The following is a 14,388-nucleotide window of genomic DNA, read 5'->3' on the forward strand; positions in this document are numbered from 1 at the left end:
GCGGGCCGTCATCCGCGCAGTTGGGTCACAAGCCCGCGAACCTCACCGGACGGCGCGACACCGAGCTCCCTCATCCGTGCGACATACCGCCGATAAAGCGACAACACTGCGTCATCGCTGCCGCTGGCATACTCAAGCCGGATCGCGAGCTGCCAGGCCTGCTCCCGGTAGGGATCGTCGCGGAGCACATGGTCGACCAGACCCTTCGCCTCGCGAAGGCGGTTCAATCGATAAGCCAACGTGGCTGCGTCGACTCTGGCCGACGACAGGACCTCGGTCAAAGCCGCGCGACGCTCCACGACCCATGTGTCCGATCCCGTCGCCAGAAAAGCGCCCCTCTCTGCACTGCTCAGAGCGTGCAAAAGCGTCCGGAGTCGAACCTCTCCGTCCTGCCTTCCGGCTTGCGCAACGATGTCAACAACTCGCTGGGCCGAGCCCATCGCCAGCTCCGGGCCGACCAAACGGAAGACATCCCCGTCCTGCGACGGCCCAAGGTCCGCGGGGAGCGCCCGGCGAAGCCGAAAGAGGGCCTGGCGCAGGTAGCTTCGGCCGGCGGCATCGTTGCGGCCGCTGAAGAGCGCGCCGAGAAGCTCATCGCGTGTGGCCCTCCGGTCAGGGCTTCCGAACAGATAACTGAGCAGCTCCACACTCTTCGTCAGGCGGGGCTTGACCACATTCCCGTCGACCGTGAGAGTCGGCTCTCCGAACTCCTCGAGGACGAGACGTGGCGCGCTCACCTTCACACGCACGGGGAGCCGGCCCGAGTGCACGGCGAGGGTCTCGTGACAGCGGGACACGCGACCGGACTTGGTGTCCGCCGCCCTGGACGCAACCGATGGCATGTCCGCCAACGCTGTCAGCAGCAAGTGCTGAGTCCCGTGGGCCGAGGCAGAGGCGATGGCGAGCTCCGCCGTGGCGTCGGACTCATCCTCGAGACCGAGCCGCCATTGCGCCTCGGCAAGGTACACCGCAGCTGTCGGGAGATCGAGCTGGCGGTCTCCTCTCTGCATACTCAGCAGGCATGCCGAGAGATGCTCCTGCGCCTCAGCATCCCTGCCTTGCAGCAGCATGGAAAGACCCGTCCAAAGCTGCCACGTCTCACGCGTCAGGGCATAGTCCGAGGCGCCGTTGGCAGCCGCCGCCGCCAGCACGCAGTCGGCACGTTGCCCATTGCCTTCGAGACGCAGCCACAGCTTGGCTTCCGCGAGAAGGCTCATGTTCCAGTACACCTTCGAGCCTGTTGACGCGATGAAGTCCCGCCCCTGCTCGAGCAAGGACCAGGCTTCGTCTCCGCGGCCGAGATCCAGCATGAGAAAGACGGCGTCGACACCATGCAACCAAGCCGGCTGCGACGAACCGCGACGAGGCTCGTACATCGCCATGGCGGCGTCCAAGCGCCCTGTGGCGCGCAACGCGGCAACGACCCAGGGTCCCCCGAGGATCGTGCGCCACGGGTCGAACGAGCCGGGGGCGTCGAGTCCGTCAAGGCGACCGCGGACGAAGGCCAGGCGCATCAGCAAACCGTCGAGTGGGCCGAAGGGCATCGTTGAGTATTCCGGGAAGGGTGGGGGCTCCTCGCCGGTTGCGCCCGCGATCAATGTGTCGGCGATGTACCGGTTCCGTCCAGGTGGCAGCTGATCGCCGACGGACCGGGCCTCGTCGATCCGTCCGGAGTGCCAAAGAGACCAACAAGCCAGGACGCGGGCCTCCTCGGAGTCGGGAGTCCCCAGCTCCGGAAGCCAGTCATAGCCGTGCCGATCGAGGAACTCAACTCCGCGACCCCATTGCTCCAGCGCAAAGGCAACGCGCAGGACGACGGATCCGATCTCCGGAGTCGGGGTCCGGACCGACACACCCAGTGCATCGAGCCAACGTGCCGCCAGGGCGAAGTCCATCCGCGCAACCAGGCTCGGGAGGGCGACGGCGGCCAACCGTCCAGCCGCCTCCACGTCGCCGAGCCGAAGCAGCTCATCGACGGCTTCCTCGCGCGCGCCGTTGGCGATCAGGAGTTCTGCGTATCTGCGACGCACCCCGCCGATCGTCTGGGCGTCCTCCCGTTCGAAAGCCGCCTGGAGGAAGTCGCGGAACAGGGGGTGGGGCGTCATGCGCGAAGCGTCGGCGGACCATGTCACCGGAAGGTATCGGCCCCGGAGGTCGGCCATGATGTGCGCCGCGTTCTCCTGGCCCAGTGCCCGGGCTCCGTCGACCCCTATCTCGTGCAACGGGCTCGTATGGAGCAGGAACGTTTGCTCAGGCAGGGAAAGCGAGTTGAATATGTTCGCGGCGACGTAGGAGTGCAGTGAGTCAGGATCCATCTCGTGAGACCGGGCGTGGCGCCACCCCTTGAACAGGACGCCGGTTACCCATCCCCCCGTCGCGGCCACTGCCTCCGCGGGATCCACGTCGACGTCACCCACTGTTCGCAGCGCCGCGCTCGCCTCCCGGACGTCGAAGGCAAGGTCGGTCTCCACCAGCTCGCCGCCCCTGTCACGCTCGCTGGTCGAGCCCAAGTCGAGCTGGACGTCCACGCGCGAGATCAGTACGAGGTTCACGCCGGACGGCAGGTAGCGGGCGAAGGACGACAGCACCGCCATGCAAGTCTCGTCGGAAGCGATTCGCTCCACGTTGTCGCAGACCACGATGAGCCGACTGCCCTGCAGGCTTTCGGCAAGCAGGCCGGCCGCCTCACCGATCTGAAGGCTGCTGCTCAGAGCATCCGAGGCGACATCCGTCGCATTGTGGACTTTGTCCTCGACAGCCGCCTCGATATATACGAGCAGACGCCCCGCCGCCTGCTCCGTCCCGTCGAGCGACACCCAGGCAACAGGCCTGTCGAGATCACGCAGAGCCAGAACCACCGCGGTTGTCTTGCCTGCACCGGCGGTCGCAAAGACTTTCACCACCGCGTGACGCTCGAGGAGCGCATGTACGCTTTGGCTGAGCCTCTGGCGGTGGACTACCTCTTCGGCAGGCTCGGGAATGGCGAGTTTCCGCCTGATGATCGTGCGATGCTGACGACCTGTCGTCGTCAGCCCGCTCGATCGACCGGGCCCGGACTCACCCATCGGAGCAGCTTCGAGGATGTCCGGCGGAGCGGACTCCTCTCCCCGCACCCCAGGCCATGCGTGCCGACATCGCCCAACCTCCGCGCTTCTCAGTGCTCCGCGTGGAGTGTACGCCGGTCGTCCGCGAAGAGCGCTTCGATAGCCTGGGGAATCCGGCGACTGATCTCGGTCCAACGGGGTAGCTCGTCACATTCATTCATGAACCCATGTGTGCCGTCGGTGGTGACCCACATCAGGTCCCCTGGTCGCAGCGACGCACAAGAGGACTCCTACACGACAGGGCCACATGGGCGTCTGACATTCGAACGGTCTCCGCCGACGGACTGCGCCGCCGACAGCCACGGCTCGGTGACGAGTGACACCTGGCCCGCCACGGTGAGCCGATCTTCTTCAGACGGCAGCGCACCGCGACGTCCAGGTCCAGCTCCGTACCGACCTGACTGACCTGCATCGGGCCGTCGGCTCCTTGCACGATGACCGGAATTGTCCGGTACTCATCCGGCAACGCATCCTCGCCGCCCGCATCCGTACGGTGCGGGGCCAGCAGCACCGCCCGGTCACCCACCTGTGCCCTTGCCGGGCGAGCCGCGGCCGCGGCGTCGGCCGCGGCCTGCTCAAGCTGCTGTGCCGATTGCTCGGCCAGGTCGTCCACCCGGGCCCGCACGGCCGCAACCCGCTCCAGCATCCCCAGCACCCTGTCGATCACCGAAGTGGGCCGAACCACTGACGGATCGCAGGGACAGACCGGACAGCCACGCAGCCCAATCGGACATCCCCGCCGGCGGGCCCGTCAGCCGATCGCCACCGCGGACATGCGCAGCCGAGCAGCCGTCCCATACATCACACCAGGGCCTCGACCCGCGACTTCACGGCGCACGCAACACAGCCCCTAGCTCATGGCGCCGAATCCACCCGCGAAGTGGACGAGCGGACGGCCTTCCGCTTCGTGTGCGAAATGCCATGCGTCGCCCACGAAGATGGTGTGGTCGCCGCCGGGCAGGGCCTGGGAGACGTCGCAGACGATCGTGGCGATGGCGTCCCTGAGGACCGGCACACCGTGGTTCTCGTCGATGGCCACGCCGGCGAACCGGTCAGGCACTGAGGCGGCGAAGGCGCGGGCCAGGTGCTCGCCGTCCTCGCCCAGGACGTTGACGGCGAAGCGTCCATGCTCGGCGATCGCGGTGCGGGTGAAAAGGTGGTTGCCGATGCACACGATCAGCTGGAGCGGGTCCAGCGACAAGGCGGATACCGCGCTGGCTGTGATGCCGATGGGCGTGCCTCCGGTCCGGGTCGTGATGACGCTGACGCCGGTGGCGAGACGGCTCATGGTGGCCCGGAACGCGACGGCCGTGTCGAGGGTTTCAGTCATGTGGGACCTCCAAGAGGGGTGCGGTCTGGCCCGCGCCGGCGAAAGACGCTCCACGGCGAGCACCGGGCGTCCCGTGCGGGTGGCATCGATGGGTCAGGCGCGGCCTGGGTGCGGCGTGTGCCGGGAGTCCCGGCGAGGGGCGGGGTGCCGCCTGTGAGATGCGCCGCGGGTCCGGAGTCGGCCCTGCGGGCTCGAGCACGAAGGTGTGCTCAGCAGGATGTACGGATCGTGGGTCGTGGTGCTGTACGGGCCGGTGCCAGACGGTTGGTCCTGGTATGCCGCAACGAGTGACTGCGGCATGCCGAAGGCCGGGTCGTGGTCGAGGTAGGGGTCGTCGGAGGGGCGCAGCATCGTGGTCACGTCCTGGAATCCCCGGGCGACGATCCGAAGGTGCAGATGCGCAGGCCGCATGACCGATAGGCCGGTGGTCCGCATCATGGTGAAGACCCCGCGGGCGGGGTCGCACAAAGCCGTGCCGCGCGCATCCGCTTCGGATGGATCAAGCAGGATCGCCCGGGAGCGCGCCTGCAGGGGCGTCCAAGGCCTCACCGGCCATCAGGAAGGGAGCGGGTCCTGGCCTCGGCTGCGCAGCACTTCCACGGCGTATCGCCGAAGGGCGAAGCACGCTACCGATGCGTTCGGCCCGCGGGATCCTGCGGGCCGAACGCGTCGGTGGCGGTCACGCGTCCTGGGTCTTGATGTAGTCGGGCTGATCCTTGTCGTCCAGCGAGAAGCCCTGGTTGGCATCGGCGGCCCGAGAGGATGCGGGCCGGGTGGCGACGGGAGTCGCCGAGCCGAACAGTTCCTCCCGCTCGGCGAGGGCGCGTGCGGTCATCTCGTCGGAGGTACCGAGACCGATTGCCTCGCGGGCCAGTTCGGTGATGGAGCCTCCGGGGTCGGTCGAGATGCGCTGCATCGTCAGCAGCTTGATGAGGAACAACGGCGTGCCCTGGAACCGCTCGAACGACCTGAAGCGTCCGGCCCAGTCGCTGAGGAACCGGTCCTGCACGAACTTGAAGAGCCGCACCTTGTCGTGCGCGCTCATCGTCGTGCCGTGGAACATCTCCAGAAGCCTGGTGCCGACCTCGGGGACCTCGAAGTCGTTCTCGCTCGGCGACAGCACCGCGGAGCGGCCGCACATCTCGACGATCTTCTCCGTCAGCCGGCTCACGTTCTCCAGGTAGTGCGCGCGGCCGAAGTCGTAGAAGACGTTGTTCGGCTTGCACAGTCCCCGCGGCGTCACGAACGCGGTCGTCTCCGATGCGATGGTGAAGGCGCGCAGCGTCTCGTGGAAGCGGACGAGGTCGGCGATGTCGGATCCCACGACCGGGTGCTGCAGCGTTCCCGTCGTCTGTGCGACGAGGACCGCCAGTCCGGTCATGAGTTCCGCGTTGACGATCATGTGGTGCAGGGTGTCGGCGTGCTCGAAGTCGAAAGTACGCTGCGCGTACAACCTGGAGTGATCGACGTTGCCCAGGTGGTAGATGTGCTCCCACGGGATGAGGACGTCATCGAAGTACGCCATGGAGTCGAGCTCGTCACCGAGGCTCGACAGCGGCCGCTCAGAACCGGACTCGGCGGGTGCGGCGTTGGAACGTCGTGCCACGTGCGTGACCTTCGGGTGGCTCACAGGGACGCTCGCCCAGATGATGTGCTCCGGTTCCGTCCCAGGCTTCACGATGTTGCCGAGCAGCATCGTGTCGGCGAATATGACCGCGGTGGAGACCCCCTTCCAGCCTTCGACCACGATGCCTTCGTCATTACGCTCCTTGACGCGGAGCATCGGGTTGCGTGCGGCCGCCCCGGGGTCCGAGCGGTCCCGCTGCACGTCGTTGAGCAGGGGGACCGTCCACAGGTCCGCGTCGCGGTTGGCCTCGAAGTCAGCCACGATGTTGCGGGCGAGGTCGACGTTCGCGGGTGTGTCCTTGGACAGATCTGCCCAGGGGGCGGTGTCGTCCACGAGGGCGTACCAGTTGCCGTTGTTGCTCTGGGGAAGGCGGCCGAACGCACCGCCGGCGAAACCGCGAATCACCTGGTTGGCGTAGTCGCGCCGGCGTTCGAGGTCGTGCCGGTCCCGCGGATACAACCAGCCGACCGCGCGTCGCGTGCCGTCCTCGTCTACGAAGGTCAGGGAGGCCTGGTTCTCGGCCTCGTGGTGCAGGTCGTAGAAGCGCGCGGCCTGCGCGGCATAGCCACGGGTCAGAGGATGCTCGGTCACATCCTCGATGCGCTCACCGTCGATGAAGACGTTACGCCCGTCACGCAGAGATTCCAGGTACTCCGCACCGGTTCTCATGGTCATGCCTCCAGCTCTCTAGGAACGCGGCTCACTGTCCCGGTCAAGCCGTTAACAAACCGCGAACAGGGCGTTAATGGCCCTCCGGGCGAGCGCCGTCCAGGTGTATGCGCAGTCCGAGTGAGTCCAGCACCGCACTCGCCGGCTCGGCGCGGTCCCTGGCCGGGCACACGACCCCGCGATCAAGGACGTCTTCAGTAGGAGAATCGTCGGCTGCCCGATCGACACGAGGATGAAGTCCCGCCGGGCCGTACCTGCGCCGGACCCCACCCGGTCGAGGGCATCTGGTCGGTACCTGGCAGCAGCTTGGGCCACGAGAGCCAACGGTGCCGCTGAGTGTGTGCGAGCCGGGATGCCGGGCTGGTCCGCGCGGGACGAAGGCAGGAGTGCAGACCGGCCCCGCCCCCCATTACCTTCTTGTTAGCCCCGCAACGGGGCGCCCGGCCTTCGGAGTTGGCATGGCTTTCTCCCCTTGTTCGATCGCATGGCTTGGGGGGTGGTGTCACCGGCTCCGGAGGCATCGACAGACCGCTGATTAGGGGCATGACGACCGGCTTCTTCGCAGGTCGGGAGGCTCTTCGTAATGTGGATGTGGCGATCGATGCCGTGGGGCGGCCGGGCGAGAACGACCGAAGGACGCACGTGATCGACGTCAGTGACATCGGCGCCTTCCTCGGCCTGGACGTCGGCAAGGGCGAGGAAGGCGCCACCGCCGTCACCCCGGCCGGGAAGAAAGCCTTCGACAAGCGGCTACCCAACAGTTCTCCTCGATCCGCGGCGAACAACCGTCCCGGCGCGGAAACAAGCAGCTCAAAGTGCGACACGAAGTCGCTCACGACAAGTGGGAACAGCCACGGAGGAAGGAGTGAAGAGCTGGTCCCCGGATCAGTGTCCAAGATCCGTTCCCGCGCTCACATGCGTCACCGGCAACGGCGGGGTGTGAAGCTGAGCGTTCAAACCCAAGGGTGTCTCGGCCATCGAGGAGCCACAGGTGAGGGAAAGACTGGACGGGTGAATTGTGTGAACCCCCGTTGATGTCCCGTTAGCTTGAAGCCGCCCGATGGCTTGCAGTCAGCGGCTGTAGGACCCCGCGTTGAGAGACGCGAAGCGACTCCCGGAGATTTGAGACCGGGAGGAGGACACCGCTGGTCCCGGGATCGAGGGGGCGCCCACCCCAGTCGCAACTTGCGTGTGTGGAACGTGGAAACCCCGTTGGGGTCCGGGAGAAACAAGGCCCGGTAAGCCAACCGCAAGGAAGGCCCAATCCCCCAGCGGGAACAGGATGGCGCAAGAAGCAAATGCCGGTAGGTCGAAAGGCCAGGGGAAACGCAGGAGGAACCTTCGAACCTCTTGCATATAACTCGCCGGATACGGGTCTCAGTGGCCCGGCCCGAAAGGGAGCCCACGTGAGCCGGGTGAGCCTTTAAAGCATCACGAGTCAAGAAGCCAGAACCTGTTGGACAAGTTAGATACCGAGGGAGGACCGTGCAGCAAGAGGAAACTCCAGACGGCTGCGTGCCCGACGGGATCGGACCACAGGACGATACCTTCGACTGGAACAGTGTCGACTGGGACAGAGTTGAGGGGAACGTACGGCGACTGCGACAGCGGATCTTTAAGGCAACACAGGAAGGGGACCTAAAGAGAGTCCGCAACCTGCAAAAGCTCATGCTGAGGAGCTACAGCAACACGCTTGTGAGCGTGAAGCGGGTGACACAGCAGAGCAGTGGCCGCAAGACGGCAGGCATCGATAGGGAACGGGCACTCACTCCGAGAGCGCGGGCCCGGATGACAACCGAAATGCATCGGGGGTCACAACCCTGGAGGGCCAAGCCCGTAAAGCGTGTCTATATCCCGAAGAGCAATGGAAAGCAGAGACCACTCGACATCCCGGTCATGCGTGATCGGGTCCTCCAAGCACGCGTCAAGAGTGCCTTGGAACCAGAGTGGGAGGCCCGGTTCGAACCACGATCCTATGGATTCAGACCAGGCCGCGGATGCCATGACGCCATCGCGGCGATCTTCGGAGTCGCGAAAGGCAAGATGGCAAAACGCCTGTGGGTGCTGGACGCCGACCTGGCGGCAGCGTTTGACCGCATCGATCACGCTCACCTGCTCAAATCCGTCCAAGGGTTCCCCGGTTCTCCGAACGTGCGCCACGGATCGCCGCAAGAGCTTTCGGGCCGGACGCGGCAAGTGCGTCGACAAGGCGGGAGACGGTCGGATCGGAGGCCACCCGGCCGAACACCGCCGGCTCGGCCCGCAGCATGGCGACGTCGGCCAGACAGCCGCCGCCGAGTGCGACGGCCAGGGTCACCTCCAGCAGGATCTTGCCCGGTCGTGCACGGGCCGCGGCTTACGCCACGGCACCAGCGCAGTCGATATCGCGGTGTCCAGGCCCACCTTGCGGACGGTCTCGACCAGCAGCACCGACCCGGCCTGCGTGACCACCCCACGGGCACCGCCCGCGACGCGGACACGCGGGTACAACCCGATACGGCTGACCATCATGGTGCAAGAGTGGATTGACCCGTGGAACGGTCAACCTGCTCGATTCGACAACGATTCGACCCCGCGAGTGTTGGACAGGATTGGCACCCACCCCTGCCCTCGACCGGAGTGGTGAGGTGAACTGACTACCACGTTGCAGGCAGTAGACGGCTGACCAGGAAGTTTCCGTCCGACGGAAGTCCTATTGCCGGGGTGTGGGCGACATCGTCATGGTGTTTCCGACACGACGTCGAGGATGACGGGACCCCGCGCATGCCGCACATCACCGCGTTCGCCAGAAACCAGTGGTACGTCGCCGCCTACTCGCACGAGGTCGGGCGGGAGTTGCTCGGTCGGACGATCCTCGGTGAACCGCTCGTCTTCTACCGGACGCAGGACGACGGGACGGCCGTCGCGCTGGCGGACCGGTGTGTGCACCGCCGCTTCCCGCTCTCGGAGAGCCGGCTCGACGGCGACAGGATCGTGTGCGGCTACCACGGCTTCACGTACGACACGACCGGCAGCTGTGTGTACGTGCCGGGGCAGAAACGCATACCGCGCACGGCCCGGGTCGCCTCGTACCCCGTCGTCGAGCAGGACTCGTTCGTCTGGGTCTGGATCGGCGACCCGGCGCTCGCCGACCCGGACGGCATCCCCCGCGCCCGGCACATGGACTCGCCGGACTGGACCACCGTCTGCGGCATGGAGCCCATCGACGCCGACTACGGGCTGCTGGTCGACAATCTGCTCGACCTCTCGCACGAGACGTATCTGCACGGCGGTTACATCGGCACCCCCGAGGTCGCCGAGACGCCGATCACCACGGAGGTCGACGAGGGCGCGGGCATCGTGCGGGTCAGCCGGCACATGGACGACGCCGAGTGTCCCCCGTTCTACGCCCGCTCGACCGGAATCGAGGGCCGGATCACCCGCTGGCAGGACATCGAGTACCACGCGCCGTGCCTGTATCTGCTGCACAGCCGGATCGCCCCGGTCGGGGTGCTGCCCGAGGCGGACGGCGGCGACCCGAACGGCTTCCACACCGAGATCACCTACGCGATCACTCCGTCGAGCGACGGCCATGTCTACGACTTCTGGGCGGTCTCCCGGGACTTCGCCGGGGACGACGAGGAAGTCACCACGTTCCTGCGGGACTTCAACCACACCGTGGTGATGCAGGACGTCGACGCGCTCAACCTGCTGCAGAAGACCCTCGGCACCGAGCGGACGGGCTACCAGGAGCTGAGCATCAACATCGACACCGGCGGTCTCGCGGCCCGCCGCATCCTCGCCCGCCTGGTCGAGGAGGGCGACAAGCCGATGGAGAAGGTGCTGTGACCACGCCTCCCCGCTTCGCGACCCGCGAGATCTACCGCATCGACTGGGTCCCGGGCACCGATGTGCTGCACGGGACCTGTCACTGCGGTGCCGAGCACAGCGCCCAGGACCCGATCGAGATGTGGGAGTGGATGCTCGGCCACCCCGAAGGACATCGGCCACAGGAGTCACGGGGGCTTGGATCATGAGCTCCTACGAAGTCGAACTCGTCGTGCAGGAGAGGGAGTTCGCCGCCGATGGTGTGCTCTCCCTCACTCTGCGCCACCCGCTCGGCGAGGAACTCCCCGCCTGGGACCCCGGCGCCCACGTCGACGTGGTGCTCGGGGCCGGCCTCGAGCGGCAGTACTCGCTGTGCGGGGATCCCGCGGACCGTCGGGCGTGGCGGATCGCGGTGCTGCGGGAACCGGACGGACGCGGCGGATCCTCGTATGTGCACGAGCAGTTGGGCCCGGGCGACAAGGTCCGGGTCCGCGGCCCGCGCAACCACTTCGCGCTCGCGCCCGCCGCGCGCTACCGCTTCGTCGCGGGCGGCATCGGCATCACCCCGATCCTGCCGATGCTCGCCGCGGCGCAGGCGGCGGGCGCCGAGTGGACGCTGCTGTACGGCGGGCGGACACGCGACTCCATGGCGTTCACCGGGGAGTTGGAACGGTACGGGGACCGGGTGACCGTCGCTCCGCAGGACGAGTGCGGACTGCTGGACCTCGACTCCGTCCTGACCGGGGTCCCCGAGGGCACGCTCGTCTACTGCTGCGGTCCCGGCCCGCTGCTGGACGCGGTGGAGGCGCGCTGTCCCGCCGGGCTGCTGCGCGTCGAGCGTTTCCGGCCGAAGGTTCAGGAGACGGGCGGGGACGGCGAGTTCGAGGTGGAGCTCGCGCGCAGCGGTCGTACGCTGACCGTCCCCGCGCATGTCTCCGTGCTCGACACCGTGCGCGGCGCGGGCGTCGAGGTGCTCTTCTCCTGCACGGAGGGCACCTGCGGGACCTGCGAGACGGATGTCCTCGAAGGGACCCCGGACCACCGGGACTCGGTGCTCACGAACGACGAGCGGGAGGCGGGCGAGACCATGCTGATCTGCGTCTCCCGGTGCCTCGGGAAGCGGCTCGTGCTGGACCTGTGAGCCGCGGGGCCCTGGAGGCCCGCCTCGGCGCAGACCCGTCTCGGTCGGGCCCGGCCCACCAACTGTCAACAATATTGTTGGCCAAAACCATTGACCCCGCCGTACGAGGGCTCTACCTTCCCGCTGAGTACCCATTGCGGTGCGCGCACAGCCTGTCGGAACAATGTCGTCTGCACAGGAGGAGCCATGCGTCGTCTGCTCGCCGGTCTCGCGGTCGGATCCTTTCTGGTCGCCGCGTCGGCCTGCGGTTCGTCCGGCGGCGGTGGCGCCTCGGACAAGAACGCGTCGTCCGGCGGTACCACCACGGTCAAGGTCGGGGTCATCCCCATCGTCGATGTCGCGCCGCTCTACCTGGGCCAGCAGAAGGGCTTCTACAGCAAACGCGGTCTGAAACTGTCCATGACGACCGCGCAGGGCGGCGCGGCGATCGTGCCGGGAGTGGTCAGCGGCCAGTTCCAGTTCGGGTTCAGCAACATGACCTCGCTGATGATCGCCCAGAGCCAGAACGTGCCCGTGAAGGCCGTCGTCAACGGGGTCGCCTCGACGGGCCTGGCGGGCAAGGACTTCGGCGCCATCACCGTGAAGAAGGGCAGCCCGATCAAGTCCCCCAAGGAACTGGAGGGGAAGAAGGTCGCGGTCAACACGCTGAAGAACATCAACGAGACGGCGGTGCGCGAGTCGGTGCGCAAGGCGGGCGGAGACCCGTCCAAGGTGAAGTTCGTCGAGCTGGCCTTCGACCAGATGCCCGCCGCCCTCGACAGCGGTCGGATCGATGCCGCGATGGTGGTCGAGCCCGCGCTCGCCACCGTCAAGAGCCAGGGCGCCACGGAGATCGCCTCGTCCCTCGTCGACGTCGCCAAGAACCTCACCGTGGCGATGTACTTCACCTCGACGCAGTACGAGCAGAAGAACCCCGACGTGGTGAAGAAGTTCCAGGAGGCGACCGCGGAGTCCCTCGCCTACGCCGACGCCCACCCGGACGAGGTCCGCCAGGCCGTCACCACGTACACGAAGATCCCGGCGGCGACGCTGGCCCAGGTCACCCTTCCGAAGTGGCCCGCCGAGCCGAACCGCGCGTCGATCGAGGCGCTGGAGAAACTGGGCGAGCAGGACGGGCTCTTCAAGTCCGCGCCCGACCTCGACAAGCTGCTGCCGTGAGGGGTGCGAACGCCGCGCTGGGCGCCGCCGGACTCGCGGCCTTCCTCGCGCTGGGCGAGGCGGTGCCGCGGCTCGGTCTCGTCAAGGAGGCGTACTTCCCGCCGACCAGCCGCATCGCCGACGCGCTCGGCCAGGAGGTCACCGACCACGCCTTCTGGACGGCGCTCGGCGACACCCTGACCGGCTGGGCGCTGGGCCTGGCGATCGCGATCGGCGCGGGTGTCGTCGTGGGGCTGCTCGTCTCGGTCGTGCCGTATCTGCGCGAGGCCACCGCCTCGACGATCGAGTTCCTGCGCCCGATCCCCTCCGTCGCCCTGATCCCCCTCGCTGTCCTGCTCTACGGCACCGAGCTGCGCTCCGTCCTCCTCCTCGTCGTGTACGCCTCGTTCTGGCAGGTCCTCGTCCAGGTCCTGTACGGCGTCCAGGACGTCGACCCGGTAGCCGAGGAGACGGCCCGCTCGTACGGCCTCGGCCCGTGGGCACGCGTCCGGCACGTCCTGTGGCCCACGGCCCTCCCCTACGTCATGACGGGCGTCCGGCTCGCCGCCGCGGTGGCCCTCATCCTCGCCGTGACCGCCGAACTCGTCATCGGAGCACCGGGGCTGGGCGCGCGCATCGCGGTCGCCGAGTCCTCGCAGGCGGTCCCCGACATGTACGCGCTGGTGGTGGTCACCGGTCTGCTCGGGCTGCTCATCAACGTGGGCGCCCGTACGGTGGAGCGCCGGGCGCTGGCCTGGCACCAGTCGGTGCGCGGGGAGGTGGCGGTGTGAGGGACTTCCTGATGCGGCTGCTCTTCGTCGTCGCGCTGCCCGCGCTGCTCGTCACGGTCTGGTGGCTGGCGTCCGACGGCAGTACGAACGTCTACTGGCCACCGCTGCGCACGATCCTCAAGACCTTCCCGGACGTCTGGACGAGCGAGCGGCTGCGCTCCGACCTCGTGCCCAGCGTGCTGCGTCTGCTCGCCGGTTACGCGGCGGCGGCCGTCGTGGGCGTGGCGCTGGGCACGGTCATCGGCTCGTACCGGCGGGTGCGGGCCGTGTGCGAGCCGGTCCTCGAATTCCTGCGCGCGGTTCCGCCTCCCGTCCTGGTCCCCGTCATCATGCTGTTCGCCGGCATCGGCGACACGATGAAGATCGCCGTGATCGCGAGCGGCTGTGTCTGGCCGATCTTGCTCAACACGGTCGAGGGCGTGCGGGCGATCGACTCGGTGATGGCGGAGACGGCGCGTTCGTACGGCATCACGGGCGTGGCCCGGCTGCGCGGCGTGGTCCTGCGCGCGGCGAGCCCGCAGATCTTCGCGGGCCTGCGCCAGGCCCTGTCCATCGGGATCATCCTGATGGTCATCAGCGAGATGTTCGCGGCCAGCAACGGCCTCGGCTTCACCATCGTCCAGTTCCAGCGGAGCTTCGCGATCCCCGACATGTGGACCGGAATCCTCGTTCTGGGCCTGCTCGGTTTCCTTCTCTCGGTCGTCTTCCACCTGGTCGAGCGCCGGGTGCTCGGCTGGTACCACGGTCTGCGCGCGGTGTCCCGGCGGTCTCCGTGAAGCTCG

The 14,388-nt window shown here is 67.5% G+C and carries 11 protein-coding genes and 3 pseudogenes; 8 read left to right on the forward strand and 6 right to left on the reverse strand.

The genetic code is table 11. From position 1 onward, the window contains the following. Positions 1-8 precede the first annotated feature (8 nt). From ACZ7M2_RS13040 to ACZ7M2_RS13060, 5 genes are all read right to left on the reverse strand, one after another. Positions 9-3,065, reverse strand: coding sequence for a winged helix-turn-helix domain-containing protein (locus ACZ7M2_RS13040; protein WP_471595288.1), 3,057 nt, complete (start codon positions 3,063-3,065; stop codon positions 9-11). Positions 3,066-3,297: 232 nt separating this feature from the next. Next, the gene (locus tag ACZ7M2_RS13045) at positions 3,298-3,750 is read right to left on the reverse strand and encodes a hypothetical protein (RefSeq protein WP_471595289.1); all 453 of its coding nucleotides are present in this window, start codon (positions 3,748-3,750) and stop codon (positions 3,298-3,300) included. A gap of 204 nt (positions 3,751-3,954) precedes the next feature. Beyond that, positions 3,955-4,434 carry a flavin reductase family protein gene (locus ACZ7M2_RS13050; RefSeq protein WP_471595290.1) on the reverse strand — a complete coding sequence of 160 codons (480 nt, stop codon included), beginning with the start codon at positions 4,432-4,434 and terminating at the stop codon, positions 3,955-3,957. A gap of 93 nt (positions 4,435-4,527) precedes the next feature. Continuing rightward, positions 4,528-4,872 (reverse strand): dioxygenase family protein, encoded by a 345-nt coding sequence (locus tag ACZ7M2_RS13055; RefSeq protein ID WP_471595291.1) that lies wholly within the window; start codon positions 4,870-4,872, stop codon positions 4,528-4,530. Positions 4,873-5,113: 241 nt separating this feature from the next. Next, positions 5,114-6,736, reverse strand: a complete 1,623-nt coding sequence (locus ACZ7M2_RS13060) for a 4-hydroxyphenylacetate 3-hydroxylase N-terminal domain-containing protein (protein WP_471595292.1) — start codon at positions 6,734-6,736, stop codon at positions 5,114-5,116. A 636-nt stretch (positions 6,737-7,372) separates the two neighbouring features. On the opposite strand from ACZ7M2_RS13060, the pseudogene ACZ7M2_RS13065 reads away from it, so the two are divergent. Continuing rightward, positions 7,373-7,501: pseudogene (locus ACZ7M2_RS13065) on the forward strand (IS110 family transposase); the annotation flags it as partial. A gap of 744 nt (positions 7,502-8,245) precedes the next feature. After that, positions 8,246-8,887 (forward strand): annotated as a pseudogene (locus tag ACZ7M2_RS13070) (reverse transcriptase N-terminal domain-containing protein); the annotation flags it as partial. Here the strand turns inward: ACZ7M2_RS13070 and ACZ7M2_RS13075 are convergent. After that, a pseudogene (locus ACZ7M2_RS13075) lies at positions 8,868-9,238 on the reverse strand (transposase); the annotation flags it as partial. The pseudogenes ACZ7M2_RS13070 and ACZ7M2_RS13075 overlap by 20 nt on opposite strands. A 255-nt stretch (positions 9,239-9,493) precedes the next feature. Here ACZ7M2_RS13075 and ACZ7M2_RS13080 point away from each other — a divergent pair. The 6 genes from ACZ7M2_RS13080 to ACZ7M2_RS13105 all read left to right on the forward strand — a co-directional run bounded on the left by ACZ7M2_RS13080 (position 9,494) and on the right by ACZ7M2_RS13105 (position 14,382). After that, positions 9,494-10,558 (forward strand): aromatic ring-hydroxylating dioxygenase subunit alpha, encoded by a 1,065-nt coding sequence (locus tag ACZ7M2_RS13080; protein WP_471595293.1) that lies wholly within the window; start codon positions 9,494-9,496, stop codon positions 10,556-10,558. Beyond that, the gene (locus tag ACZ7M2_RS13085; RefSeq protein ID WP_471595294.1) at positions 10,555-10,746 is read left to right on the forward strand and encodes a hypothetical protein; all 192 of its coding nucleotides are present in this window, start codon (positions 10,555-10,557) and stop codon (positions 10,744-10,746) included. Before ACZ7M2_RS13080 ends, ACZ7M2_RS13085 begins: the two co-directional genes overlap by 4 nt. Further along, a complete protein-coding gene (locus tag ACZ7M2_RS13090) occupies positions 10,743-11,678 on the forward strand; it encodes a PDR/VanB family oxidoreductase (protein WP_471595295.1) in 936 nt (311 codons plus the stop codon). The genes ACZ7M2_RS13085 and ACZ7M2_RS13090 overlap by 4 nt, the downstream gene beginning before the upstream one ends. Positions 11,679-11,864: 186 nt before the next feature. Further along, positions 11,865-12,836: an ABC transporter substrate-binding protein gene (locus ACZ7M2_RS13095; RefSeq protein ID WP_471595296.1), complete on the forward strand. Its 972-nt coding sequence runs from the start codon at positions 11,865-11,867 to the stop codon at positions 12,834-12,836. After that, positions 12,833-13,606: an ABC transporter permease gene (locus ACZ7M2_RS13100; protein WP_471595297.1), complete on the forward strand. Its 774-nt coding sequence runs from the start codon at positions 12,833-12,835 to the stop codon at positions 13,604-13,606. The genes ACZ7M2_RS13095 and ACZ7M2_RS13100 overlap by 4 nt, the downstream gene beginning before the upstream one ends. An 11-nt stretch (positions 13,607-13,617) precedes the next feature. Then, on the forward strand, positions 13,618-14,382 hold the full coding sequence (locus ACZ7M2_RS13105) for an ABC transporter permease (RefSeq protein WP_471596001.1): 765 nt from the start codon (positions 13,618-13,620) through the stop codon (positions 14,380-14,382). The last annotated feature ends 6 nt before the right edge of the window (positions 14,383-14,388 follow it).

This window comes from Streptomyces sp. NPDC111507 (genome assembly GCF_055638955.1).